The organism is Maribacter sp. C-4077 (assembly GCF_055378385.1).
On record NZ_AP038807.1, the window covers coordinates 3,047,501 to 3,069,238 of the forward strand.

The 21,738-nt window shown below is 41.7% G+C and carries 23 protein-coding genes (1 of these 23 running past the window's edge); 10 read left to right on the forward strand and 13 right to left on the reverse strand.

Translation table 11 applies throughout. The features are described from left to right. The 3 genes in view from ACZ41C_RS13140 to ACZ41C_RS13150 are tightly spaced (at most 32 nt apart) and all read left to right on the forward strand, a layout consistent with a single transcriptional unit that may run on beyond the window. Window positions 1–405 carry the end of an amidohydrolase family protein gene (locus ACZ41C_RS13140; RefSeq protein ID WP_464562051.1) on the forward strand. Its footprint begins 933 nt before the window's first position, so the window shows 405 of its 1,338 coding nt (coding positions 934–1,338); the start codon falls outside the window, past its left edge; it ends in the stop codon at window positions 403–405. After that, window positions 402–1,049 carry a PAQR family membrane homeostasis protein TrhA gene (trhA, locus tag ACZ41C_RS13145; RefSeq protein WP_138259671.1) on the forward strand — a complete coding sequence of 216 codons (648 nt, stop codon included), beginning with the start codon at window positions 402–404 and terminating at the stop codon, window positions 1,047–1,049. The genes ACZ41C_RS13140 and trhA overlap by 4 nt, the downstream gene beginning before the upstream one ends. A 32-nt stretch (window positions 1,050–1,081) precedes the next feature. Further along, window positions 1,082–3,322, forward strand: a complete 2,241-nt coding sequence (locus tag ACZ41C_RS13150; protein ID WP_464562054.1) for a DUF7133 domain-containing protein — start codon at window positions 1,082–1,084, stop codon at window positions 3,320–3,322. Window positions 3,323–3,326: 4 nt separating this feature from the next. Here ACZ41C_RS13150 and ACZ41C_RS13155 read toward each other — a convergent pair whose 3' ends face one another. Beyond that, entirely contained in the window at window positions 3,327–4,235 is a 909-nt protein-coding gene (locus ACZ41C_RS13155; RefSeq protein ID WP_464562056.1) for a ThuA domain-containing protein, read from the reverse strand. A gap of 272 nt (window positions 4,236–4,507) precedes the next feature. Here ACZ41C_RS13155 and ACZ41C_RS13160 point away from each other — a divergent pair, with 272 nt between their 5' ends. Continuing rightward, window positions 4,508–5,326 carry an SDR family oxidoreductase gene (locus tag ACZ41C_RS13160; protein WP_138259673.1) on the forward strand — a complete coding sequence of 273 codons (819 nt, stop codon included), beginning with the start codon at window positions 4,508–4,510 and terminating at the stop codon, window positions 5,324–5,326. Then, window positions 5,326–6,516 carry a mannonate dehydratase gene (uxuA, locus tag ACZ41C_RS13165; protein ID WP_464562058.1) on the forward strand — a complete coding sequence of 397 codons (1,191 nt, stop codon included), beginning with the start codon at window positions 5,326–5,328 and terminating at the stop codon, window positions 6,514–6,516. Before ACZ41C_RS13160 ends, uxuA begins: the two co-directional genes overlap by 1 nt. Window positions 6,517–6,600: 84 nt before the next feature. Here uxuA and ACZ41C_RS13170 read toward each other — a convergent pair whose 3' ends face one another. Continuing rightward, window positions 6,601–7,026, reverse strand: coding sequence for a DUF4268 domain-containing protein (locus tag ACZ41C_RS13170; protein WP_464562060.1), 426 nt, complete (start codon window positions 7,024–7,026; stop codon window positions 6,601–6,603). Then, window positions 7,026–7,697, reverse strand: a complete 672-nt coding sequence (locus ACZ41C_RS13175; protein WP_272637973.1) for a ZIP family metal transporter — start codon at window positions 7,695–7,697, stop codon at window positions 7,026–7,028. Before ACZ41C_RS13175 ends, ACZ41C_RS13170 begins: the two co-directional genes overlap by 1 nt. A gap of 88 nt (window positions 7,698–7,785) precedes the next feature. Here ACZ41C_RS13175 and ACZ41C_RS13180 point away from each other — a divergent pair, with 88 nt between their 5' ends. Further along, window positions 7,786–8,961 carry a THUMP domain-containing class I SAM-dependent RNA methyltransferase gene (locus tag ACZ41C_RS13180; protein WP_138259677.1) on the forward strand — a complete coding sequence of 392 codons (1,176 nt, stop codon included), beginning with the start codon at window positions 7,786–7,788 and terminating at the stop codon, window positions 8,959–8,961. Beyond that, on the forward strand, window positions 8,958–9,188 hold the full coding sequence (locus tag ACZ41C_RS13185) for a hypothetical protein (RefSeq protein ID WP_138259678.1): 231 nt from the start codon (window positions 8,958–8,960) through the stop codon (window positions 9,186–9,188). Before ACZ41C_RS13180 ends, ACZ41C_RS13185 begins: the two co-directional genes overlap by 4 nt. Here the strand turns inward: ACZ41C_RS13185 and ACZ41C_RS13190 are convergent, their stop codons facing one another. From ACZ41C_RS13190 to rlmD, 3 genes are read right to left on the reverse strand one after another with little or no spacing between them, the layout of a single operon-like run. Next, on the reverse strand, window positions 9,189–9,941 hold the full coding sequence (locus tag ACZ41C_RS13190) for a DUF6048 family protein (RefSeq protein WP_464562063.1): 753 nt from the start codon (window positions 9,939–9,941) through the stop codon (window positions 9,189–9,191). Beyond that, the gene (locus ACZ41C_RS13195; protein WP_464562065.1) at window positions 9,922–10,428 is read right to left on the reverse strand and encodes a DUF6452 family protein; all 507 of its coding nucleotides are present in this window, start codon (window positions 10,426–10,428) and stop codon (window positions 9,922–9,924) included. Before ACZ41C_RS13195 ends, ACZ41C_RS13190 begins: the two co-directional genes overlap by 20 nt. A 1-nt stretch (window position 10,429) precedes the next feature. Then, window positions 10,430–11,842, reverse strand: coding sequence for a 23S rRNA (uracil(1939)-C(5))-methyltransferase RlmD (rlmD, locus tag ACZ41C_RS13200; protein WP_464562067.1), 1,413 nt, complete (start codon window positions 11,840–11,842; stop codon window positions 10,430–10,432). A 232-nt stretch (window positions 11,843–12,074) separates the two neighbouring features. Between rlmD and rocD the strand changes: the two genes are divergently transcribed. Continuing rightward, window positions 12,075–13,355, forward strand: a complete 1,281-nt coding sequence (rocD, locus tag ACZ41C_RS13205) for an ornithine--oxo-acid transaminase (protein WP_464562069.1) — start codon at window positions 12,075–12,077, stop codon at window positions 13,353–13,355. A 49-nt stretch (window positions 13,356–13,404) separates the two neighbouring features. Here the strand turns inward: rocD and ACZ41C_RS13210 are convergent, their stop codons facing one another. From ACZ41C_RS13210 to ACZ41C_RS13220, 3 genes are read right to left on the reverse strand one after another with little or no spacing between them, the layout of a single operon-like run. After that, window positions 13,405–13,704 (reverse strand): CCC motif membrane protein, encoded by a 300-nt coding sequence (locus ACZ41C_RS13210; RefSeq protein WP_317129193.1) that lies wholly within the window; start codon window positions 13,702–13,704, stop codon window positions 13,405–13,407. A gap of 12 nt (window positions 13,705–13,716) precedes the next feature. Next, window positions 13,717–14,043: a CCC motif membrane protein gene (locus ACZ41C_RS13215; protein ID WP_138259684.1), complete on the reverse strand. Its 327-nt coding sequence runs from the start codon at window positions 14,041–14,043 to the stop codon at window positions 13,717–13,719. 18 nt (window positions 14,044–14,061) lie between these two features. Further along, window positions 14,062–14,376 carry a DUF2752 domain-containing protein gene (locus ACZ41C_RS13220; RefSeq protein WP_464562072.1) on the reverse strand — a complete coding sequence of 105 codons (315 nt, stop codon included), beginning with the start codon at window positions 14,374–14,376 and terminating at the stop codon, window positions 14,062–14,064. A 49-nt stretch (window positions 14,377–14,425) separates the two neighbouring features. On the opposite strand from ACZ41C_RS13220, the gene ACZ41C_RS13225 reads away from it, so the two are divergent. Then, complete coding sequence (locus ACZ41C_RS13225; RefSeq protein WP_464562074.1) at window positions 14,426–14,968, forward strand: Smr/MutS family protein; 543 nt, start codon at window positions 14,426–14,428, stop codon at window positions 14,966–14,968. A gap of 3 nt (window positions 14,969–14,971) precedes the next feature. On the opposite strand, the gene ACZ41C_RS13230 is transcribed toward ACZ41C_RS13225, so the two are convergent. Next, window positions 14,972–15,475, reverse strand: a complete 504-nt coding sequence (locus ACZ41C_RS13230) for a hypothetical protein (RefSeq protein WP_138259687.1) — start codon at window positions 15,473–15,475, stop codon at window positions 14,972–14,974. Between the two features lie 204 nt (window positions 15,476–15,679). Here ACZ41C_RS13230 and ACZ41C_RS13235 point away from each other — a divergent pair, with 204 nt between their 5' ends. Next, window positions 15,680–16,828, forward strand: coding sequence for a cysteine desulfurase family protein (locus tag ACZ41C_RS13235; RefSeq protein WP_464562076.1), 1,149 nt, complete (start codon window positions 15,680–15,682; stop codon window positions 16,826–16,828). Window positions 16,829–16,838: 10 nt separating this feature from the next. Here the strand turns inward: ACZ41C_RS13235 and ACZ41C_RS13240 are convergent, their stop codons facing one another. Genes ACZ41C_RS13240 through ACZ41C_RS13250 form a run of 3 tightly spaced genes read right to left on the reverse strand, consistent with a single transcriptional unit; the run spans window position 16,839 to window position 21,661 of the window. Beyond that, window positions 16,839–17,489 carry a hypothetical protein gene (locus tag ACZ41C_RS13240; RefSeq protein WP_154920877.1) on the reverse strand — a complete coding sequence of 217 codons (651 nt, stop codon included), beginning with the start codon at window positions 17,487–17,489 and terminating at the stop codon, window positions 16,839–16,841. 9 nt (window positions 17,490–17,498) lie between these two features. Then, on the reverse strand, window positions 17,499–19,931 hold the full coding sequence (locus ACZ41C_RS13245) for a TonB-dependent receptor (RefSeq protein ID WP_464562078.1): 2,433 nt from the start codon (window positions 19,929–19,931) through the stop codon (window positions 17,499–17,501). 38 nt (window positions 19,932–19,969) lie between these two features. After that, on the reverse strand, window positions 19,970–21,661 hold the full coding sequence (locus ACZ41C_RS13250; RefSeq protein ID WP_464562080.1) for a M23 family metallopeptidase: 1,692 nt from the start codon (window positions 21,659–21,661) through the stop codon (window positions 19,970–19,972). Between the last annotated feature and the right edge of the window lie 77 nt (window positions 21,662–21,738).

Sequence of the window (21,738 nt, forward strand, 5' to 3'; positions counted from 1 at the left end):
GTAATTACCGATATCAGAAACAGTTTTGCACATCCCGATCGACTTCCCTATTTTCAATTGACGCCTTCCAGGAAGCCTACCTTGGAAACAAAAATCAAGCAACTCTTGGATGCAGGGGTCGTATTGTTAATAGGAACGGATAGTGGCATCCCGATGAAGTTCCATAGTCAATCAACATGGCATGAATTTGATGTTTGGGTAAATGAGTTTGGAATCGACCCAATGTATGCCATTAGGGCAGCTACCTATTGGCCCGCGTTATGGATGGGCGTTGCCGATAAGGTTGGGACCGTAACTCCTGGTAAATACGCTGATATCATTGCGGTAAAAGGTGATGTTCTTCGTCATATAAACATTTTGCAGGACGTTGACATCGTATTTAAAAAGGGCAAGCAGTACAAATGAATTTGAATCAACTCTTCAAAATAGGAAATCAAGTTACAGAAGAACGTTTAAACTCCTTGTCTCACTTTTGCGGTGTTATTGCCGCTTGTATAGGTCTTATTTTTTTATGGAAAGATAATAATCATAGGTCGGTCTATTCGGAATTTAGTATTGGGGTATATGGTATAAGTTTAATAGTACTTTTTGCGTCTTCGACATCGTATCATTTTGTTGACAATCCTAGTTGGAAAAAACGCCTTCGAATTCTTGACCACATCAATATCTATTATTTGATTGCTGGTACCTATACCCCGGTAGCCTTGATAACTTTGGTAAATGGAAACGGTTGGACCTTATTTTACATTGTATGGGCAATTGCAGCATTGGGAACAGCATTAAAAATTTTTTATACGGGGCGATTTGAATTTATTTCTCTGTTGCTATATCTGGTAATGGGATGGTTGATCGTCTTTGACCTTAAAAATCTTCTTGCAAATTCTACTTCCCTTGGTCTGACTCTTTTGTTTCTTGGAGGCATATTTTATAGTGTTGGAATTATATTTTACGCAATACAAAGAATTCCCTACAATCATTTTATTTGGCATTTGTTCGTTTTGGCAGGTGCCTTTTGTCATTGGTTCTTTTTATATACCGATGTAATCTAATTTTTTAAATAATTGTCTAACTTGAATATTCGATGATTATTCGAAACTATTTTATACTTCTCCTTATTCTTTTTGTCTCATGTAAGAAGGATTATCCTGAAACGGATGTCGACTTGACAGCCTATATTTTACAGGATGGATTTAAATTAAAACCCATTGCCTCAGAACCTTTACTCATAGCCCCTGTAGCTATGGATTTTGACAATCGAGGAAGAATTTGGGTCGCCGAAATGAACGGTTATATGAATACCATGGAAGGCAAAGGGGAGGAGTTGCCACTGGGAACGATTAAAATTTTGGAGGATAGGGATGGTGATGGCGTTATGGACCATGACAAAAAGTTTTTGGATAGTTTGAGATTGCCCAGGGCCATCGCCCATGTCTACGGAGGCTTATTATATGCGGAACCCCCCAATCTTTGGTACGTTGAAATACAGAATGACAGACCGGTTAATCGCATATTGGTCGATTCTATGTATGCTCCGGACGGTAATCCGGAACATCAGCCCAATGGACTTATGATGAATGTGGATAATTGGATATATAATGCCAAATCGCACTTTAGATACCGCCGAGTAAATGGGCTATGGGTAAAGGAACCTACTACTTTTAGAGGGCAATGGGGAATTACCCATGACAACTTTGGGCGTTTATACTACAATGATAATTCCAGACAATTATTGGGGGATTATGTTTTGCCAAACAGAACTACCCGTAACAAGTTCTTGAAACCAGCCCATAGCGTACATAAATTGCTAACGGAAGACCAGAGGGTGTACCCATTACACGCCAGTTTGGTCAATAGGGGATATGCCGAAAGTATTTTGGATAAGGACAGTTTGTTGGTAGATGTAACCGCAGCTTGTGGACCGCTGGTATACAGGGGAGGAATGTTTCCATTGGAATATGTCCAGAACGTTTTTGTCTGTGTGCCCGAGGCAAACCTAGTCAAGCGTAATATTTTGGAATTTCATGGCGACAGTACCAGTGCCTATCAGGCTTGGCAAGGAAAGGAGTTTTTAGCGTCGACTGATGAAGGCTTTAGACCCGTAAGCCTATCCAATGGTCCGGATGGGTCTTTGTATATTGTGGATATGCATAGGGGCGTAATTGGTCACCATGCGTATTTGAGTCCATACTTCAAAAAGAAGGCTAAGGAAAAGTCCTTGGATACCATTATCAACAGGGGTAGGATCCTAAAAGTAGAAAGTGAAAATATTTCAATTGCAACCCCAGTAAACCTCGAGACAGCTACAGATGAGCAGCTTTTAGAATTTCTAAATCATTCGAACGGTTGGGTCAGAAATCGAGCCCAGCAACTTTTAATAGACCGAAACAAGAAAGGATTGGTGAACTCCTTAGTCAATTTGGTGAAAGAAAAGGAACCCAGTATTTCGCAAATTCATGCATTATATACGTTGGAAGGAATGGATGCCTTGGATTTTGATCTTTTACTTCATGTTGCTAAAAATGGCGAAGAACAACTGGCTGTCCATGCTATTGTTTTGCTCGAATCATTTGTAAATAGCAATAATACTGCCGATTTCCTTGAATTGGGGAATGGGATAATCAAGGAAAAAAGTCTATTTAAAGATATGTATTTGGCCAGTTCATTGGGTATTTGGACGCATGGATCCAAAGAATTGCTAGCGCCTTTGCTTGTGGAGTATAGTATTTTATATAAGGGAAATCCTATCATATCCGAGGCTTTGGTAAGCGGTGCCGAGGCCATACTGGAAGATTATAAGGTGATTTTGGACCAAATTGACTTTGATAGGTCATCGATTTTGTACCAAATGCTATTGGAAAGCATACAAAATAAAGCCGATGCTATTCTAAATCCAATTTACGTAAGTAAGGGATTGAAAGAAGATCCTAGAACCAAGGGTGCAAAAATCTTTAGGCAGATTTGCGCTGCATGTCATGGCATCAACGGAGAGGGAAATGAGGGGCTTGCTCCGCCATTGGTACATTCAGAGTATGTTTCCAAGCCTATTGAGCGCTTGGCTTTGATAATTTTAAATGGATTAAAGGGACCCATCCATGTAAATGGAAATCGGTATGAAATGAATCAGGCTATGCCAGGGTTAAAGAATAACGAAACGTTATCGGATAAGGACATAGCAGATGTAATTACCTATGTGAGCAATGCATTTGCGGATAACCCTCAGTGGATTTCGGAAGAAAGCGTAGGTGAATTAAGGAAAATAGAATCCCAGGATGGGAATGAATTTACCGAGGCTGAACTGTTGGAACTCGATTTTGAAAATTAAGTGACTAGGACTTCATTGGACTATCGTCACATTCTAAATCTCCCGTTGCATATAACAATCCATTGAGCAGAAATGAAAGTATGCTAGGGTTTTCATAGCTCTGTGGATTATGTGAAGGGGCGGAGTAAAAGACCCTACCTTTTCCAAACTTTTTTATCCAAGCCAAATAACTTATGTTTTTGGAAACTTCTTTATTTTTTCCTTCTATTTTTTCCGTCTCCATATATAGCAAAGGCTTAAAATCATACTCAAAATAGGCGTTGTCAAAAAAATAAGGTTCGTCCACATGTGCAAAGCCTTCCCCATCAAAGGCTCTAAGAATAGGATGGTCTTTATCCGCCAGTTTGATTTGGATCAACTGCTGTTTGGGATGATAATCAAAACTTCCACCCACCAATTCACTGAATTTTTTGGATTTGTTCAGCATGGTAATGCCACCGTGAAGTACCACCAAACCGTTACCTTCCCGGATGTATTGCAAAAGATTGGTTTCATATTGCTCGGCTTTTGACCAAGCCGCATTAGCATTCAATTCTTTCTTAAAAACGTCGTAGAAGAGATTTCTAAAATCTCTTTCGGAACAATTGTTATTCAATACGATCGCATCAAATTGCTGGATATTTTCCTTGTTGAACATGGCAACATCCTTGGAAGTTGTGATGTCAAAATTTTCACTTTTTTCCGCTATACCTTTGATTACGGCCTCGGTGTGTGGAACCGTCCAATGGTCAAACCCGGTGAATAGGCTAAAAATCAACACCTTTTTCCTTTCTTTCAATTTTGGATAATCATTCGGTAATTTGGATACGATGGAATTTGTCCATTCCTGGGTTAAATCGAAAGCTTCCAGATCTTGTGAAGAAACCTCAAGACACAGAAATAGCAAAATAAGGAAATAGACTAAAGTTCTCATACGTTTAAAACTAGGTTAATAACTTGATTCTTAAACATTTCCTATTGTAGAGGCATTTAACTTACCATAACAAATCCCTCTATGAGGGTTTCATTTATTTATTTGAAATGTATTGGAATATACGTCTGTTTTTCACGAATGTAAGTAATTAAAATTTCTTTATTGAGGCCGCATGATGGGATATGAATTTCGAATATCTTATTTTTAGCGCGAAAAACGTTCGTCCCCGGATTACTGGATTCCGGTGTGTCGTTAAAACTTAATTTACTTAAATGACCGATTTATTTTCCCTAAAAAATAAGATTGTTGCACTTTCTGGAGGAACGGGAACCTTGGGCGGATCTATCGCCAAATACTTGATCGAGCAAGAGGCTCGGGTAATTTTACTGGGAAGGTCAACAAAAAAATTAAGGGATAAAAAAAATGAACTCGATAGCATTTCCCCGGATCGCACATTTACTTTTGAAGTGGATGTTTTAAATGAGGAAGCACTTAACGAAGTTCGGGAGGAGATTGCCCAAAAGTTCGAAACCTTGGATGGGTTGATTAATCTTGCCGGGGGAAATATCCCTGGAGCTACTTTAAGTGCCAATCAGAGTATCTACGACATCGCGATTTCGGATACACAAAAGGTCTTGGATATCAACCTGTTCGGAACGGTCATACCTACCATTGTGTTGAGCGGACTTATGGCTAGGCAAGGATACGGTTCCATTATAAATATTTCTTCTATGGCCTCAAAGCAGGCTATTTCAAGGGTTTTGGGCTACTCGATGGCCAAAGCGGGCGTGGATACCTTTACCCAATGGATGGCCAATGAAATGGCTTCCAAATTCACGAACAGGATTCGCGTAAATGCCATCGCTCCTGGTTTTTTTATCGGAAATCAAAATAGAAGCCTTTTGACCAATGAAGATGGCACCTACACGGAGCGCGGAAACAAAATAATCAACAATACGCCCATGGCCCGTTTTGGGGATGCTTCGGAATTAAATGGTATGGTCCATTATTTATTGAGCGAGGCTTCCAGTTTTGTAACGGGTGTGTGTTATGATGTGGATGGTGGTTTTAATTCTTTTTCAGGAGTTTAATGGAATATTTAAAAAAGACATTTAGGTGGTTTGGACCCTCTTTTGGGGTTCGATTGAGCGATATTAGGCAAATAGGTGTAGAAGGTATTGTGGCTGCCTGTCAGGATATACCTTTGGGAGAGGTTTGGCCAATTGAAACCGTAGCATCCCTGAAATCTGAAATTGAAAGTGCCGGATTGGAATGGTCCGTGGTGGAAAGTGTGAACATCCATACTTCCATTAAATATGGTCTTCCGGATAGGGACCGATATATTTCCAATTACATTGAAACGCTTAAGAATTTGGCAAAGAACGATATAAAAGTCGTTTGCTATAATTTTATGCAACTGATCGATTGGACACGTACCAACTTGGATTATAAATTGCCCAATGGGGCATCGGCGTTGCAATACGATCCACTGGCCGCGGCAGCTTTCGATTTATATATCCTTAAACGCGAAAATGCGGAAAAGGACTATGACGAAGGTTGTTTAAAGGAGGTAGCCTCCTTTTTCAAAAATTTATCGAACGAGGAGATTTCCAAACTCGAAAAGTCCATCCTCGCCGGAATGCCGGGTTCAAGAAAGCTTATCGATTTGAACGAATTCAAAAAAAACCATGAAATCGTTTTGGGAATCAGTAAACAACAACTTCAGGATAATTTGGCCTATTTTCTGAAAGCTGTGATTCCTGAAGCCGAGAAATTAGGTGTAAAAATGGCCATCCATCCAGACGACCCACCATTTTCGGTATTTGGGGTACCAAGGATAGTTTCCAATTACGAGGAACTCAAGTTTTTGTTGGATGCCTGTCCTTCGCCCAGTAACGGATTAACATTTTGTTCCGGTTCCTTGGGGGCCTCTTCCAATAATGATTTGGTGAAGATTATCAAGGATTTTGGTGATAAGATACATTTTATCCATTTGCGAAATGTACAAAGACACGGGAATGGAAGCTTTTATGAGGCGGAACACCTAAACGGTTCCGTTCCTATGCAAAAAGTGATGAAAGCTATCGTTGAGGAACAGTTAAAAAGAAATGAAAAGGGTGGTATAGTTAATATTCCCATGCGACCCGATCACGGTCATGTGCTTTTGGACGATATCCAGAGACAGGACGAGTTCTATTCCGGATATTCCTTAATAGGAAGGGCTATGGGACTTGCCCAATTATCAGGACTTGAAATGGGTATTCGGGAAAGCCTTCTTTAACAAAGGGGTTTGTTTGGGCTAGGGAAACACGGGGTGCTACTTTTCTATCAATGCCTTTCCAAAATAGAACCCTAAATAAGGGATTCAAGGTTTTAGTATATCCCTAAAATCTTCAAAAAATGCCTCCACATGATTCATGTTTTCATTAAAAAATAACATGGTCTGCAGCCAGGTATTTTTGTTGTGGATGGATACACCTTTAATTTCAACATAAATTCTGGAAATTTCCTTATGGTTTTCCAGCAAGTGGTATTCTTCGAATATTGCACTGGGCCAGTAGTCCTCCAAAAGAACGGATTTCAAGGATAGGAATTTTTCCCATAGCAATATACGTTGTTCAAGGCCTCCCTCCACATCAATGGATACCAAGGCTTTTTTGGAGTCAAAAGTAAATTTAAAGGTCAGCCCCTTTATTTTGGTTTTATAGAGTATCCATTTTTTGGGATATGATTTACCATAGGAAATCCAGAATTCCTCCCTGAGTCTTCGTGATTCCTCTTTGCTGAACATTAAATAAAATAGGCTATGATTATTCCAAGTACAATGACCACTAGTTTTCTTAGGTTGAATTTATGTCCTTCTGAACTTTCAAATAGGATTACCGTAGAAATATGGAGTAAAACCCCAATGACAATGGCATTAATGAACATCAGGTTATCCATTATAAAACCAAAGGATTGCGATAGATAGGTTCCCAAAGGTGTCATCATCGAGAAAAGTAGTATGAACAATGCCGATGCAATTGTTTTCATTTTGGAGTTCAATAAAAAGAAGCTCAGAATTACGGCGATGGCTATCTTGTGGATCAGGATTCCATAGATAATACTGTTGTTTTCGGAAATGGGAATACCCTCCAACAACGAATGTATGGAGAGACTTCCAAAAAGCAACCATGGAAAGTTAGTATCGGTTTTGGACAAATGAACGTGTCCATGCTCCGCACCCTTGGAAAAGAACTCCAGGAATATCTGTAGTAATATCCCCAACATGATAAATATTCCTATACTTTTGGTATTGGAATGCTCGTACACTTCCGGCAGCAATTCAAAAATGGTCAATGCGAGCAAGAACGCCCCGCTAAAGGCCAGTAATAATCTAAAATGCTCCTTTTTTTTGGGTTTGGTAAAGAAAACAAAAACAAAACTTAGCAGTACACCAAGAATTGGCAGAATATAAATCATGTAAAGCAGGGTTTGTTGCCTAATTGAGAATGGCGAATCTTTGCTGCATCAAAATTAACGTATTTTTGTTGTATGCTAAACAATGGGTATGGGGAATAATTTTAGGATGGTAGCCAAAACACTTTTTGGCTTTGAAGAAATATTGGCCAAGGAACTTAGGAACCTTGGTGCAGGAAATGTTGAAATTGGGATTCGCAATGTGGCCTTTGACGGCGATACCGGATTCATGTACAAGGCCAATCTATGCTTGCGGACCGCTATTAAAATTATAAAACCCATCGCCACCTTCTCCGTATTAGGGGAGGATGATCTTTATAAAAAGATTTTTCGGATGGACTGGGCCGAATATTTGTCCGTGGACGATACGTTTGCCATTGATGCCACTGTTTTTTCCGATAATTTCACCCATTCGCTCTATGTTTCCCAAAAGACCAAGGATGCCATTGCCGATAAATTCCGAGAAACGGATGGCAAACGTCCCAATGTGGATGTCAAGAACCCGGACCTAAGAATCAACGTTCATATTCACAAAGATCAATGCAATGTTTCCTTGGATAGTTCCGGGGCCTCCCTGCACCATAGAGGCTACAGGACAGCGACCAATATAGCCCCCATTAATGAAGTCCTTGCTGCCGGAATTCTATTGTTGAGCGGGTGGGACGGCCAGTGTGATTTTATGGATCCTATGTGCGGCAGTGGAACCATGCTGGCGGAGGCGGCCATGATTGCCTGCAATATTCCGGCGAACATCAACCGGAAAGGTTTTGCATTTGAAAAATGGCCCGACTTTGATGCAGATCTTTATGAAAAAATTATCGAGGCAAGTCTCAAAAAGACCAGGGAATTCCATCATAAAATCATCGGAATGGACAAAGCTCCCTCAGCGGTAAGAAAGGCAACGGAGAATATTGAGAATGCAAACCTATCGGATTATATAGAAGTAAAAAGGGATAACTTTTTCAAGACGGAAAAGGAGACGGAAGGACCCTTACACATGTGTTTCAATCCGCCGTACGGCGAACGTTTGGACATCGACATGCAAAACTTTTATGCCTCCATTGGTGATACCTTAAAACAGGGATATCCCGGCACCAACGCATGGATGATTACTTCAAATCTGGATGCCCTGAAATTTGTTGGGCTAAGACCCTCACGCAAAATAAAGGTATTCAACAGTCATTTGGAGTCCCGTTTGGTACATTATGAAATGTATGAGGGAAGTAAGAAGGCGAAATATAATAAAACTGGAAATACAGAGGCATGAGTTTGAAGCAAAAGGCATTGTTGTTCAATTTTTTGGGATTTGCCGTTATTTTCCTCCTATTCCGGTTTGGACTTTCTTATTTATTGGCCATCAAACCGGTATACATTTCGGTACTTTCCGCAGTTTTGGCAATGGTTATTGCCCCAAAATTTGCCGTCGCTAGCATTGAGGGTGTTCCAAAATTGTTGATGAAGTGGATTTTCCTGAAGGGTTTTAAGGAATTGTGATTATTGCTCAGGCTCCAGTTCCTTGGGCTGTTTTTTCTTTTTGTAGAGGGGTAGGAAATAGGAAATGGAATAATTATAGCCTACACCAAACCGGGTACCGTCCGTGACCTTGTTAAAACCTGGAATCCAAAGGTTGGGAAACCGATCGTCCCCACCGTCAGAATTGAAAACCAAAATTCCCAAACGAACACTCGCTCCCAAAAATATATTTGCGAAAAGTTCCACTTTGGTACCAAAAAGTGCCTCTACCCATACGGCGGACCTTCCGGAAAATTCCTCCGCTATGTTGGAGCCTTCTGCAAAATCCGTCGGATTCCAGTACCTGTTGGAATTGAAATATTGATAGTTGTTCAAGGTCTGACTAAAACTGCTAAAAGCCAATCGGCCTCCATAATAGAGCAAATTTTGTTCCCCGTACCAGTTTTCATAGGTATTGTTGTCAAACCCCAATTTGAGGTAGCCTCCGGTTGTGGTGAAATTATATAGGTCTTCCTGTTTGGTCTTGTCTTCCGTACCTAGTTCAGCGGCCAGGTACAGTTTTTCAGTAAGTCTATAATCGGCCACAATTTCAAACCCCGTATAGTTCTCGTCCAAAGTACTGATAAAGGGCCTACTAAGGTCGATTCCCGCACGCAGTCCGTAAGCCTGTTTATATTCCAAGGTATCCTTGGGCTGGGTATCAATGGGTTTGCTTTGGGCAAAACCAAACATCAGTCCGAATAGAAATAAGGAATTAATGAAATATTTTAACATGGGTGGAGTCTGAGTTTGTAATATTGGCCCTAACGATTTCTATATCCAAGATCCAATTACCGGAGCCGGATTGTAGGTTGGTCCTAAGACTGTCATAATTGACAATAAATCCGCAGGCACGCGATGTAAAGTCCTCTAGGCGTTCATAATTGAAGGTCAGGGTATCGATATTGCCAGTTTCTTGTCCGCCATCGTTTGTGGCAGAGTTGGAAATCATCAAAAATGTGGTTGCATCCGTTTCCGTTCTGAGAGGGATTTGGACGTTGTTCACATTGGACCGGTCTGTAAATGTATTGACTGCAGTACTTTGCCCTTCACCCAAAATGCGCAGGGCGGTGACATTTTTGTTTGCGGTGGGGTTGGCCGCATCAAAAAATTCCAGAACAAGCAACGGGGTATCACCCTCAACACAAATGTCATCCTTCTCACAGGAAGCCACAAAGACGATACACAATACCGCGAACAAGACCAAACCTAACTTCTGCATGCTAATTTTTCTTTTCCAAAAGTACGACATTTTCAACGTGGTGCGTCTGTGGGAACATATCCACGGGCTGAACTTTCACAACCTCATACCAATCTTTCATCAGCTCAAGGTCCCTAGCCTGGGTAGCACTGTTACAGCTTACATAAACGATACGTTGTGGGGAAATGTTGAGAATTTGTTGCACCACATCTTTGTGCATGCCGTCCCTTGGGGGGTCGGTTATTATGACATCCGGTTTTCCATGTTGGGCGATGAAACTATCGTTGAAGACATTTTTCATATCCCCCACGAAGAAAGCCACATTATTAATATTATTTCGTTCCGCATTTGCCTTGGCATCCAGAATTGCGTCCGGAACGGATTCGATCCCAATGACTTTTTTGGCCTTTTTGGCAACGAATTGGGCTATGGTTCCTGTTCCTGTATAAAGATCATAAACCAATTCGTCCCCCGTAAGCATGGCGAAATCCCGGGTTACTTTATAAAGTTCGTAGGCCTGCTCAGAATTCGTTTGGTAAAAGGATTTTGCCGTAATCTTAAAGGAAAGGCCTTCCATCTCTTCAAAAATATGGTCCCTTCCAGCAAAACAAATCACTTCTTGGTCGTAAATGGTGTCGTTTTGTTTTGTGTTGACTACGTAGAGCAAGGAAGTAATGTCAGGGAATGTAACCTTTAAATGATTTAGCAGTAGTTCTATTTGAGGTTTGTCTTCCTCAAAAAACTGTATCAATACCATCAATTCCCCCGTCGAAGCGGTGCGTATCATGAGGGTCCGCAGCAAACCATATTGATTTCTTGGATTGAAAAAAGTAAGGTCGTTTTCCTGTGCGAATTTTTTGGTTTCCGACCGTATGGCATTGGATGGATCTCGTTGTAGATGGCATTTTTTTATGTCCAGGATCTTGTCCCACATGCCTGGTATATGAAAACCTAGGGCGTTTTTGTTATCGATGTCTTTGTTGGATTGGATTTCATCCATGGTAAGCCACCTGCTGTCCGAAAATGAAAACTCCATTTTGTTCCTATAAAAATAGATGTCCTTGGAGCCTAGAATGGGTTGAATTTCGGGTAGATCCAAATGGCCTATTCGCTTTAAATTGTTCTCAACCTCTTTTTGTTTATAATAAAGCTGGTGATCATAGCCCATATTTTGCCACTTGCACCCGCCACAAACACCAAAATGTTCGCATTCAGGTGCGACCCGCTTTTCCGAGAGGGAGTGGAACGCAACGGCTGTACCCTCAAAATAGCTTTTTCGTTTCTTGTGCGTTTGCACATCCACCACATCGCCCGGTACGGCGTTATCCAAAAATACGATTCTTCCATCTGGGGCCTTCCCCAAGGTTTTCCCCTTGGCACCGGCGTCCACGACTGCTACATTTTCAAAAATGAGTCTCCTTCTGTTCTTTCGCATGCGGCAAAAATAATAGGTTTCTTTGGATTGAAGGTTAGGATAGGCATACTATTAACAAGTGCGTTGACACCCTTCAAAAAAGCTTTAAAATGAATTGGAATATTTGTACTTTTGAAACTCTACAGGGATGATTTCTCTCCCACGCTGAATTTTCGTTCCGATGCCCATCGGGATAGCGAAAGGATAAAGGTACAGAAGGAATTGCTAAAGTCTTATTTAAAGTAATTTTATCATGTCAGTTTTAGAAAAAATCACTTCTGAAGATGCCATTGCATTGGAGGATAAGTACGGGGCCCACAATTACCATCCGTTGCCCGTAGTTTTGAGCAAGGGAGCCGGCGTATATGTGTGGGATGTGGAAGGTAAAAAGTATTACGATTTTCTTTCGGCCTATTCTGCAGTAAACCAAGGGCATTGCCATCCCAAGATTGTTGGGGCCATGATGGAGCAGGCCCAAACCTTAACGCTCACTTCCAGGGCATTTTATAATGACAAATTGGGCGCGTTTGAAAAGTATGCAACGGAAACTTTTGGGTTTGATAAACTCCTGCCCATGAATACAGGTGCCGAAGCCGTAGAGACCGCCTTGAAGATCTCTAGAAAGTGGGGGTATGAGAAGAAACGGATTCCGGAGAACGAAGCGGAAATCATTGTGTGTGAAAACAATTTCCATGGACGGACCACCACGATCATTTCCTTTTCCAATGATCCTATTGCACGAAGGAACTTTGGACCTTATACCAAGGGCTTTCTAAAAATAGCATACGATAACCTGCAGGCCTTGGAGGAAGCTTTGAAAGACAACCCCAATGTAACCGGATTCTTGGTGGAACCTATCCAAGGTGAGGCCGGGGTGTATGTTCCGTCCGATGGGTATTTAAAAAAGGCGAAGGAACTTTGCGAAAGATATAATGTGCTTTTCATTGCCGATGAGGTACAGACAGGCATTGCGCGTACGGGCCGACTTTTGGCCACCTGCGGTAATTGCTCCTGTTCAGATAAGCATTGTAGCGGTACTCCAGAGGTAAAACCCGATATTTTAATTTTAGGGAAGGCATTGTCCGGTGGGGCCTATCCTGTTTCCGCTGTATTGGCTAATAACGATATTATGGAGGTCATTAGACCTGGTAATCATGGTAGTACCTTTGGGGGCAACCCAGTGGCCGCTTCCGTTGCCATGGCCGCATTAAATGTCATTAAAGAGGAGCAATTGGCAGAAAATGCCCAAGAACTTGGGGAACTGTTCCGTGCAAAACTGAATGAATTCATCCCCAATTGCGATTTGGTTACTGCGGTGCGGGGTAAGGGCCTTTTGAACGCTATTTTAATCAATGATACCGAAGAAAGCTCCACGGCATGGGATATTTGTATGGCCTTGAAGGAAAACGGTTTATTGGCGAAACCTACGCATGGTAACATCATCCGATTTGCGCCACCACTGGTAATGACCAAAGAACAGCTACTGGATTGTGTCGGCATAATCATCAGAACGTTGTCCGAGTTTAAGAAATAAAAAAATCCCCGAAATTCTTCGGGGATTTTTTTCTCTCGATTCCTATTATTTAAAAATTACCTGATGACATTACAAGGGCTATGATTGCCCCAAAATAAATAATGGTAAAAATCAAATAGATCAAGGCGAGGCCCAATCCAATATAGGAAAGGATCCTTCCTGTTTTTGCATTTTCATATCCGCTGTACGAATTGCCGACTTCAGACCGATATATGTTCTCCGCTTTTTTGGCATTGCTCAGTCCTATGAAACTGAAAATAGCACCAAAAGGACCACAACAGAAAATGGTCAAAACAATGGACAGAATGCCAAAAGTTAGGGCATTACTTGCGCCGGGTAGTGGTTGCATATTCATAGTTGACTACTCTTCAATTCCCCACTGTTCCATCATTTCCCTTTGTTGTTCCATAATGCCGTCCCAACCGATAGTGCTTATTTGGTATATCACGCTACCTATGTAATATACGCTTAAAACAATTCCTATAATGGCCAGAATCTTGCCAATGTTGATTGTCTTAAAGTTGGAGTACAGTTCAGGGTTTTCCTTATAAATCCTTTGTGATTTAAGGGCCAATACCAAGGCTATCACCGCTGGGATGATCCCAAGACCAAAACACCAGCAACAGATAATTCCAAAGATGGATAAAACGATAATCGCTATTTCATTAGGTAATTTTTGTTGTTCCATAATTTTTAAAAGGTTTGGTTAGATAAATTTTAAAATAAAGTTAATGAATACGGCCGCAGTGCTTATAAACATGAGTGAAAACGTAATATTGGACTCGTGCTTAAAGTTAAACCTATTTCTCACTAGTAAAAACGCGAACAGGGCAATCAAAGGATATATGGCAGGATACATTTTAAAGGCCTCCACAAATTCGCCCTTAAACAAAAACAACAGGGACCGTTGTAATCCGCATCCCGGACAGTCCACACCCAGAAATTGCTTCGTAAAACAGGGAAGCATGTACTTCTCAATGTTGAGTATATATAACAATGCCGATAGTTGCATGGTGCGCATTATACAGAAGCTGAAAATTACCACTATTTTTGGGTAAACAAAATAAAAAATGGCTCAATTTGAAATAGGGGATAGGGTAGAGGCAATTGACGATGTCATATCGGGAACCGTGACACAAGTAAGCGGTCATATGGTTACGCTCATGACCAAGGACGGATTCCCCATGCAATTTCAGGACACGGAATTGGTGCTGGTCTCCAATGACATAAGGGTAAGTAATTTTGAGGTGGCCCAGGTAAAGAAGGAAAAAGAGCTTCCCAAAAAAAGAACTAATAAAAAGGTCAAGCCCAAGGAAAGAAACCTACCAAAGATGGAAGTGGACCTACATATTAATCAGTTGGTGAAAAACCCAAAGCCCTTGAGCAATTTTGAAATGTTGAACCTACAACTGGACACTGCGAAAAGGCAGCTTGATTTTGCCATTGGCAAACGCATACAAAAAGTAGTGTTTATACACGGGGTGGGCGAGGGAGTCTTAAAGGAGGAATTGTACTCCTTATTTAGAAAATACGAATATGTAAAATATTATGATGCCGACTACCAGAAATATGGATTAGGAGCCACCGAAGTATATATCTTTCAGAACTACTGAAAACTACAATTTGGTCGTAACCGTACCGAAATCATTGATGCGTAAGTCTGTAATCCTACTTTCATCTTCGGTTACCAAAGAAATGCCGCTTAGACGTATGGTGTGTTCAAAGGTAACGGAATCCACGGGCGCTGTAGTTATAAAAACGACCCCATCCTGAGCAATGATTTCCTTGGTGACCACAGGTTCAACAGGTGGCACATCGTCACAGAAATAGTTCGAGGAGACCGTGCCCGAGAAGATTCGGTAGGTCACGGAACCCGATTCCGTAATGTTCACGGTAATGTCCTCCGTAGTAGCCTCGTTTTTTATCGCCCCATTGGGCAATTCAAGAATCAGGGCCTCGTCCCCATTGATCTTGAACAGCACATTGGCCGAAGTTACGGAGACCCCACCGCAACTTTGCACGGAAGTAATACTATCGAAATCCAGGGTTTCTATTTCCAAATCCCCATCGTCACACGAAAGGAAAAGCGCAAACAGCGCTAAGACAACATACTTTTTCATCCACCAAATTTAATTGAATTATTGGATATGGCTCAATCGGCCCAACACCAATTAAGTTTAAATTAACAGGGCCAAGGTTTGGAACCTGGTGTAGAAATAGCATTGATATGATTTATAGTTTTGGCATATCCTCCCCTTATATCAAGGCATTTTCCTTTATTTCAATTATTTTTGCGGCACTAAAGAAATCTGATTCAGGAAGTCATGAAGCACGTATATCTTGACAATGCCGCTACTACCAAGGTTCGGGACGAAGTAATATCTAAAATGCAGGATGCCTTGGCCAACAATTATGGTAATCCATCCTCTACGCACAGTTACGGTAGAACGGCGAAAACGGCTATTGAAAGCGCCCGTAAAACCATTGCCAAATATATGAATGCGCTACCTTCTGAAATTATATTTACGTCCGGGGGCACGGAGGCGGACAACATGATTTTACGAAGCGCCGTGAAGGACTGCGGGGTAAAGACAATTATCACCTCAAAAATTGAACACCATGCCGTACTGCATACCGTGGAGGAAATGGAACAGTCCGGCCTACTTGATGTTTTGTACGTTCGTTTGGACCAGGTTGGAAATCCAGATTTGGAACATCTACAGGAACTATTGCAAAAGGACTCGGGCAAAAAACTTGTAAGTCTTATGCATGTAAACAATGAAATAGGAAACTTGTTGAATATTAAAAAGGTCGCCAAAATGTGTAAGGAACACGGGGCCTTGTTCCATTCGGATTCCGTGCAGTCCATTGGACACTACCCTTGGGATGTAAAAGAAGTCCCTGTCGATTTTCTAGCTGCCGCCGCGCATAAATTTCACGGCCCCAAAGGGATCGGTTTTGCCTTTATTCGCAAGAATTCCGGTCTTAAATGTTTGATATCCGGAGGTTCCCAAGAGCGCGGTTTTAGAGCGGGAACGGAATCCTTCCATAACATCGTAGGCTTGGAAGAGGCCTTTGTTTTGGCCTATGATAATCTTGAAAAAGAGCAGTCGTACGTAAAGGAATTAAAAGGGTATTTTGTGGAAAAGATTAAAACCGAGATTCCGGGAGCCAAGTTCAATGGTCTTTCCGGAAGTCTGGAAGAAAGTACCTATACCCTTGCCAATGTCTGTTTGCCCGTATCTCCAGAAAAGGGTTTAATGCTTCTTTTTCATTTGGATATTAAGGGAATTGCCTGTTCCAAGGGAAGCGCTTGCCAATCCGGTAGTGATTCCGGTTCCCATGTGCTCAACGAAATTTTAAGCGGGGAGGACCTAAAAAAACCTTCTCTAAGGTTTTCGTTTTCAAAGTACAACACCAAAGAGGAAATCGATTACACGATTGGGGTGCTTAAGGAATTTACCCTCCAATAGCAAAAACCTTTTATTGGCCTCTGTCCCTTTTACGTTCCCGTTCGTATGGGAATTTTCGAATGGCAAGCTTCATCATCCGATCTATCAGGTCATCGGTATTCTTGCCGGTCTTTTTGTTGATTTCCTTTTCATATTTCCAGAGAAGTTTGCCCGTATCGCCATCACTTATCTTAACTCCGATCCTTCCATAGTCCGCAGCTCCAGAGAAATAATCGGTTATACTAAAATCCGTGGAAACTCCCTTGGACAATAACACGTTCAAGTCTAGCGTGCCACTGATAATGGCATCTACGCCCAGGATCTCGCTCAGTTGTTTGGTGGTATAGACATCTATATTGCGGTAATCAATGTTGTGCTGGGCAAGAATCGCCTTGGTATCCTTAATATTCTGGAAGTCCACCGGAAATTTCTTTTTTTTCTTTCTTTTGGAAAAATAGGTTTCAAAGGCATCCTGAACGGCATATCCCTCTTTTTCCTCTAGGGATTGGATATCTTCTTCGGATGCATTTTCCCTCAGGTCCAAATTGGTAAGGAAGGGTAGAATGGCCAGCATTTTATGGTCATCGCTCATTTCATCGAAACGAGGGTTTTCATAAATGTTTTTTTGAGCGTTTAAGGAAAAGGCGCAAAATAGGGAAACGTAAAGTATGAATTTCTGCATTTTTCTATATCACAGTCGCATTTGTAATCTCAAGTTAAGAACCCTGGATGTGAGATAGTTTGGTACGGCAAACTCATTTTTACTATCCACGTCCCTTACCCATGTATTGGTTATCGAATTTTGATTGTTGAACAGATTGAAAATTTCAAAACCAACATTCAAATTTTTGAAAGCGTGTAACCAGTGGCTTTCGGGAAAGGTTTTGTTCTTATCGGCAAAAATATAGGAAATTCCTAAATCGGCACGTTTATAATCTCTTAATCTATTCTGAAAAATATAGGGGTCCGCATAACTGGGGGAACCCCCTGGTACGCCCGTGCTGTACACCAGGTTCAAATACATTTTCAGCTCTGGAATGTTGGGAATGTAATCTTGGAACAGGATCCCCAGTTTCAGCCTTTGGTCCGTTGGTCTTGAAATATAGCCTCTATTGTTCCTATTTTCCTTGGTTTCCATATAGCCCAAGCTTACCCAGGATTCGGTTCCGGGAACAAAGGCGCCGTTGAGCCTTACTTCAGCTCCATACACATAGGCCTTCGCATCGTTATTGGCGCTATATCGAATACGAACATCCTCCAATGTGTAGGGATTCACATCGGTCAATTTTTTATAATATCCCTCGCTGATCATGGTAAACGGCCGTTCCCAAAGCAAGAAACTATATTCATTCCCAGCAACGATATGAAAGGATTTCTGGGCTTCCACATAGGGATTGATAGTACCCGTGATATCCCTTAACTCCCTGTAGAAAGGAGGTTGTTGGTAAAGGCCCGTGGCAATTCTGAACAGCATGTCTCGCTTCCAATTCGGTTTTATGGCAATTTGGGCCCTAGGGCTTACAACGGTATGCGACACTTTTTCTACATTCTGTCCACTGACCGTCCAGTGATGGGCGCGTATGCCTACATTATAATACAATACGTTGGAGTTCCACGCTGTTTGGGTGCCCATTTGTACAAAACCGGAAAACCGATTAGTCTTAACAAAATTTAGGGCATTAATACTTTGATAGGCCTCCAAAGGCGCTAAAAATGGTTCCTCTGGTTGGTTGTTCACAAAAGATGGTCCAGGAGGTCGTACCGAAAACCCTAAGGAATCGATGAATTCAGATTCCCGCAGTTGGTCCCTGATATCCTCATGGGTATATTTTACGCCCCATTCCACATTTGTTTTATCCTTCCAATGGCTGCCCCTGTGGGAAAGATTGACTATGAGTGCGTCCAAATCGTTTCTGGCACGGTTAAACTGGGAACCCACACCGCGACTGTTGGTGGGCTGTCCAAAATTGTCGCTCCCCAAATTACTATCCACTTGGCCCAATAAATAACTCGCAATAACATCCGAGTATTCTTCCTCCGTGGTATGATAAATGGAGCCTAACAATTTTAAGGTGGTATTTTCATTTATAAAGTAGTTTCCCTTAAGGGCTCCCAATGCCGTTGCAAAGCGGTTGTTTTCCTTTCCTTCATAAAAAATGGTCAATGCCCGGGGGTCCGTAATGGTTCCAAAGTTGGTCTGTCTCTGTCTCGGTTCATTTCTATAATTGTTGACCGATATGTTTCCTAAAAAATTTATATTGAACTTGTTGGAAACCTGATAGGTGATAAAACTTTGTAAATCCGTAAAGTTGGGTTGAAGACTTGCCTGAGTCTGGAGACTGTTCAGTAATAGAGAATTGTTTCGATACCGGAAACCCGATGTGCTACTCAGTTTCTTGTTTTTGGAACGTGTGTCCATGGAAACATTGGCCCCTAAAAAGCTAAAGTCACCCGTGAGGTTAAAACTGGTTGGGATTTTGTATTTGATATCCAGTACGGAAGAGAGTTTGTCCCCATATTTCGCCTGAAAACCTCCAGCGGAAAACATGACCTCCTGCACAAGGTCGCTGTTGACAAAACTAAGGCCTTCCTGTTGTGCGGAACGAATTAAAAAAGGTCTATATACCTCAATATCATTTATGTAGACCAGATTCTCATCGTAATTTCCCCCGCGAACGGAATATTGGGTGCTCAATTCATTGTTGGAGGTTACGCCAGGCAACAGCTTTAGAATATTCTCCACGCCGGCATTGGCACCAGGTATTTTTCTGATCTTTTCGGGGGAGATGTTCAGGATTTCCATAGGCTCCCTTTTGCCAGTGGAAGTAACGGTAACTTCGTCTACTTGCAGCACATCCAATTTTAGAACCGGGTGAAACTCAAAGGTCTCATTCGTATTCAACAATAATTTTTCAAGAATGACCTTTTGGTGGCCAATATGTGAAAAAGTGACGGTCGTTTCTACATCGGAAACCAGTTCCAATATATAGAAACCTGTGTCGTCCGTAAACGTTCTGGAACCGCCCGATGTAATCTCGACATTGGGCAAGGGGGTGTTTTCCTCATCCAACACAATTCCTGTTATGGAGGCAGTTTGGGCGGCCACAATAATGCAAAAAAGCATTATTGGGACGAAAATGATGTTCCTAAGCTTCAAAGACTTTAATTTCTGTAAAAAGGTGTGGCCAAGGTACTGGTATTACCCACATTATCAGTAACGGTAACTTCCAGTACACATTGCTTTTTATCCAAAATTGAATCGTCAAAATTATAGGTAAGCGTATTCGTTTTTGGCTCATACTCCATCAATATCCATTCCCCGTTGAGCGTGGCGGAATAACTGTCCACCCCGCTGAGGTCGTCCGAAATATGGACGCTGAGATATCTGTAGTTGTTCAGCCATTGTTTCTCCTTGAAGTTCTTTGTACGTATTTTGGGAGGAACGGTATCCTTTGCCAAGGTATAGGTGCCCAGATTTCTAGTCCTTGCCGTAAATGTATTTCCCCGTTTATAGGTATTCAAATAACTAGGGTTCAACTGATTATCCAATCTTGCTATGAACAATTGTTTTCGTTCTTCTTCCGGATATTTATCCACGTCAAAGGTGATAGTGAAATTCCTGTGCGCTGGAACGGTGTTTCTATGGATGGTAACCGTATCCCGGCCTTTTTTCAAATCGATGTAAAAGTCCTCGTAAAAAGTATTCTCGGGAAAATAGACCTTTGCCCCGCCAAGGTCATAGTTGTTGGGTTTCTTGGCGATAACAAAATAATCCGTCCTATCATCCTCCTTTTCAATTTTTATTTCTTCCTTTTTCCCTTCCAAGGGAATGTTGAGGGTAACCTTGTTCCCTTTGAAGTCGGAAATCAGTAGTTGCAAGTTGTAGCTCAAACCCTCGCTCACCTCAATAATGCCATTATTATAAAGTTCCTCGTAAATGCTCAGGTAATTTCCAGGGGATTTGAACAATTTTTGGATTCGTTCCCTATAGCGTCCAAGGTGGTCATAGTCGATGAGTGTATTGATATACCTGGTTTCGCCAAAGGAAAATGATTCAAAATCGTAGGAGCAGTATGTTTTACCGTTTACCGAAAGCGATACGGCGTAGACCCCATTCTTGTTCGCGGCCATATCCAGACGGTCATATCCCACAAAACCGACGCCTATTTTTCCCAGGGCGTTTACGGTGCTCGCCAAATAGGTCCCGTCCGCTTGCCGACTAAAATTGACTTGGACCTTTTCCCGGCTCTGGTTCACTTGCGAATTATCGGAAAGTGGATAAACAAAAAGTTTTTCCAAGGTAGGGTTTGTGGCATCGGGGATATCGATTCCGTAAAGCATTGGATTGGTGGGTTTTTCCGAAATACTACTACGAATTTCAAAATGCAGGTGCGGACCGGCGGAACCTCCCGTATTTCCACTGTACGCGATGAGCTCGCCTTTTTCAATTTTTAGTTCTCCATAATCAGGGAAGGCTTCAACTTCAAAGGATTTTTTATTGTACTGTAGTTTTTTTACATATTCCTCAATTCTAGGGGAAAATTTCTGAAGGTGACCGTAAACCGAGGTGTATCCGTTGGGATGCGCTACATACAGTACCTTGCCATAGCCCCAGATGGAAACCTTTATCCTTGTGATAGTACCATCGGCTATACCATATACTGGCAGCCCTTCACGTTGTTGTGTCTTAATATCGATTCCCCCATGAAAATGATTGGAGCGAAGTTCACCGAAAGTACCTGCCAAAATAAGCGGGATATCCAACGGTGACCTAAAGGCGTCCTGGGGATAGTTTTCTTGGGTGAAACCAAAAGTGGAAAATAATAATAGGAGTCCAAGGGTAAATCTCTTCATAGCAATGTTACGTTGCTACGAAAATAAATAATAGGCTTCAATTGGAGAAAGCTCCGTATGCCAAAAATGAAATTGGC

Coding starts and splice junctions, on each gene's coding strand:
- trhA (WP_138259671.1), top strand. CDS start 402: ATGAATTTGAATCAACTCTTCAAAATAGGAAATCAAGTTACAGAAGAA.
- ACZ41C_RS13150 (WP_464562054.1), top strand. CDS start 1,082: ATGATTATTCGAAACTATTTTATACTTCTCCTTATTCTTTTTGTCTCA.
- ACZ41C_RS13155 (WP_464562056.1), bottom strand. CDS start 4,235: ATGAGAACTTTAGTCTATTTCCTTATTTTGCTATTTCTGTGTCTTGAG.
- ACZ41C_RS13160 (WP_138259673.1), top strand. CDS start 4,508: ATGACCGATTTATTTTCCCTAAAAAATAAGATTGTTGCACTTTCTGGA.
- uxuA (WP_464562058.1), top strand. CDS start 5,326: ATGGAATATTTAAAAAAGACATTTAGGTGGTTTGGACCCTCTTTTGGG.
- ACZ41C_RS13170 (WP_464562060.1), bottom strand. CDS start 7,026: ATGTTCAGCAAAGAGGAATCACGAAGACTCAGGGAGGAATTCTGGATT.
- ACZ41C_RS13175 (WP_272637973.1), bottom strand. CDS start 7,697: ATGATTTATATTCTGCCAATTCTTGGTGTACTGCTAAGTTTTGTTTTT.
- ACZ41C_RS13180 (WP_138259677.1), top strand. CDS start 7,786: ATGGGGAATAATTTTAGGATGGTAGCCAAAACACTTTTTGGCTTTGAA.
- ACZ41C_RS13185 (WP_138259678.1), top strand. CDS start 8,958: ATGAGTTTGAAGCAAAAGGCATTGTTGTTCAATTTTTTGGGATTTGCC.
- ACZ41C_RS13190 (WP_464562063.1), bottom strand. CDS start 9,941: ATGTTAAAATATTTCATTAATTCCTTATTTCTATTCGGACTGATGTTT.
- ACZ41C_RS13195 (WP_464562065.1), bottom strand. CDS start 10,428: ATGCAGAAGTTAGGTTTGGTCTTGTTCGCGGTATTGTGTATCGTCTTT.
- rlmD (WP_464562067.1), bottom strand. CDS start 11,842: ATGCGAAAGAACAGAAGGAGACTCATTTTTGAAAATGTAGCAGTCGTG.
- rocD (WP_464562069.1), top strand. CDS start 12,075: ATGTCAGTTTTAGAAAAAATCACTTCTGAAGATGCCATTGCATTGGAG.
- ACZ41C_RS13210 (WP_317129193.1), bottom strand. CDS start 13,704: ATGCAACCACTACCCGGCGCAAGTAATGCCCTAACTTTTGGCATTCTG.
- ACZ41C_RS13215 (WP_138259684.1), bottom strand. CDS start 14,043: ATGGAACAACAAAAATTACCTAATGAAATAGCGATTATCGTTTTATCC.
- ACZ41C_RS13220 (WP_464562072.1), bottom strand. CDS start 14,376: ATGCGCACCATGCAACTATCGGCATTGTTATATATACTCAACATTGAG.
- ACZ41C_RS13225 (WP_464562074.1), top strand. CDS start 14,426: ATGGCTCAATTTGAAATAGGGGATAGGGTAGAGGCAATTGACGATGTC.
- ACZ41C_RS13230 (WP_138259687.1), bottom strand. CDS start 15,475: ATGAAAAAGTATGTTGTCTTAGCGCTGTTTGCGCTTTTCCTTTCGTGT.
- ACZ41C_RS13235 (WP_464562076.1), top strand. CDS start 15,680: ATGAAGCACGTATATCTTGACAATGCCGCTACTACCAAGGTTCGGGAC.
- ACZ41C_RS13240 (WP_154920877.1), bottom strand. CDS start 17,489: ATGCAGAAATTCATACTTTACGTTTCCCTATTTTGCGCCTTTTCCTTA.
- ACZ41C_RS13245 (WP_464562078.1), bottom strand. CDS start 19,931: ATGCTTTTTTGCATTATTGTGGCCGCCCAAACTGCCTCCATAACAGGA.
- ACZ41C_RS13250 (WP_464562080.1), bottom strand. CDS start 21,661: ATGAAGAGATTTACCCTTGGACTCCTATTATTATTTTCCACTTTTGGT.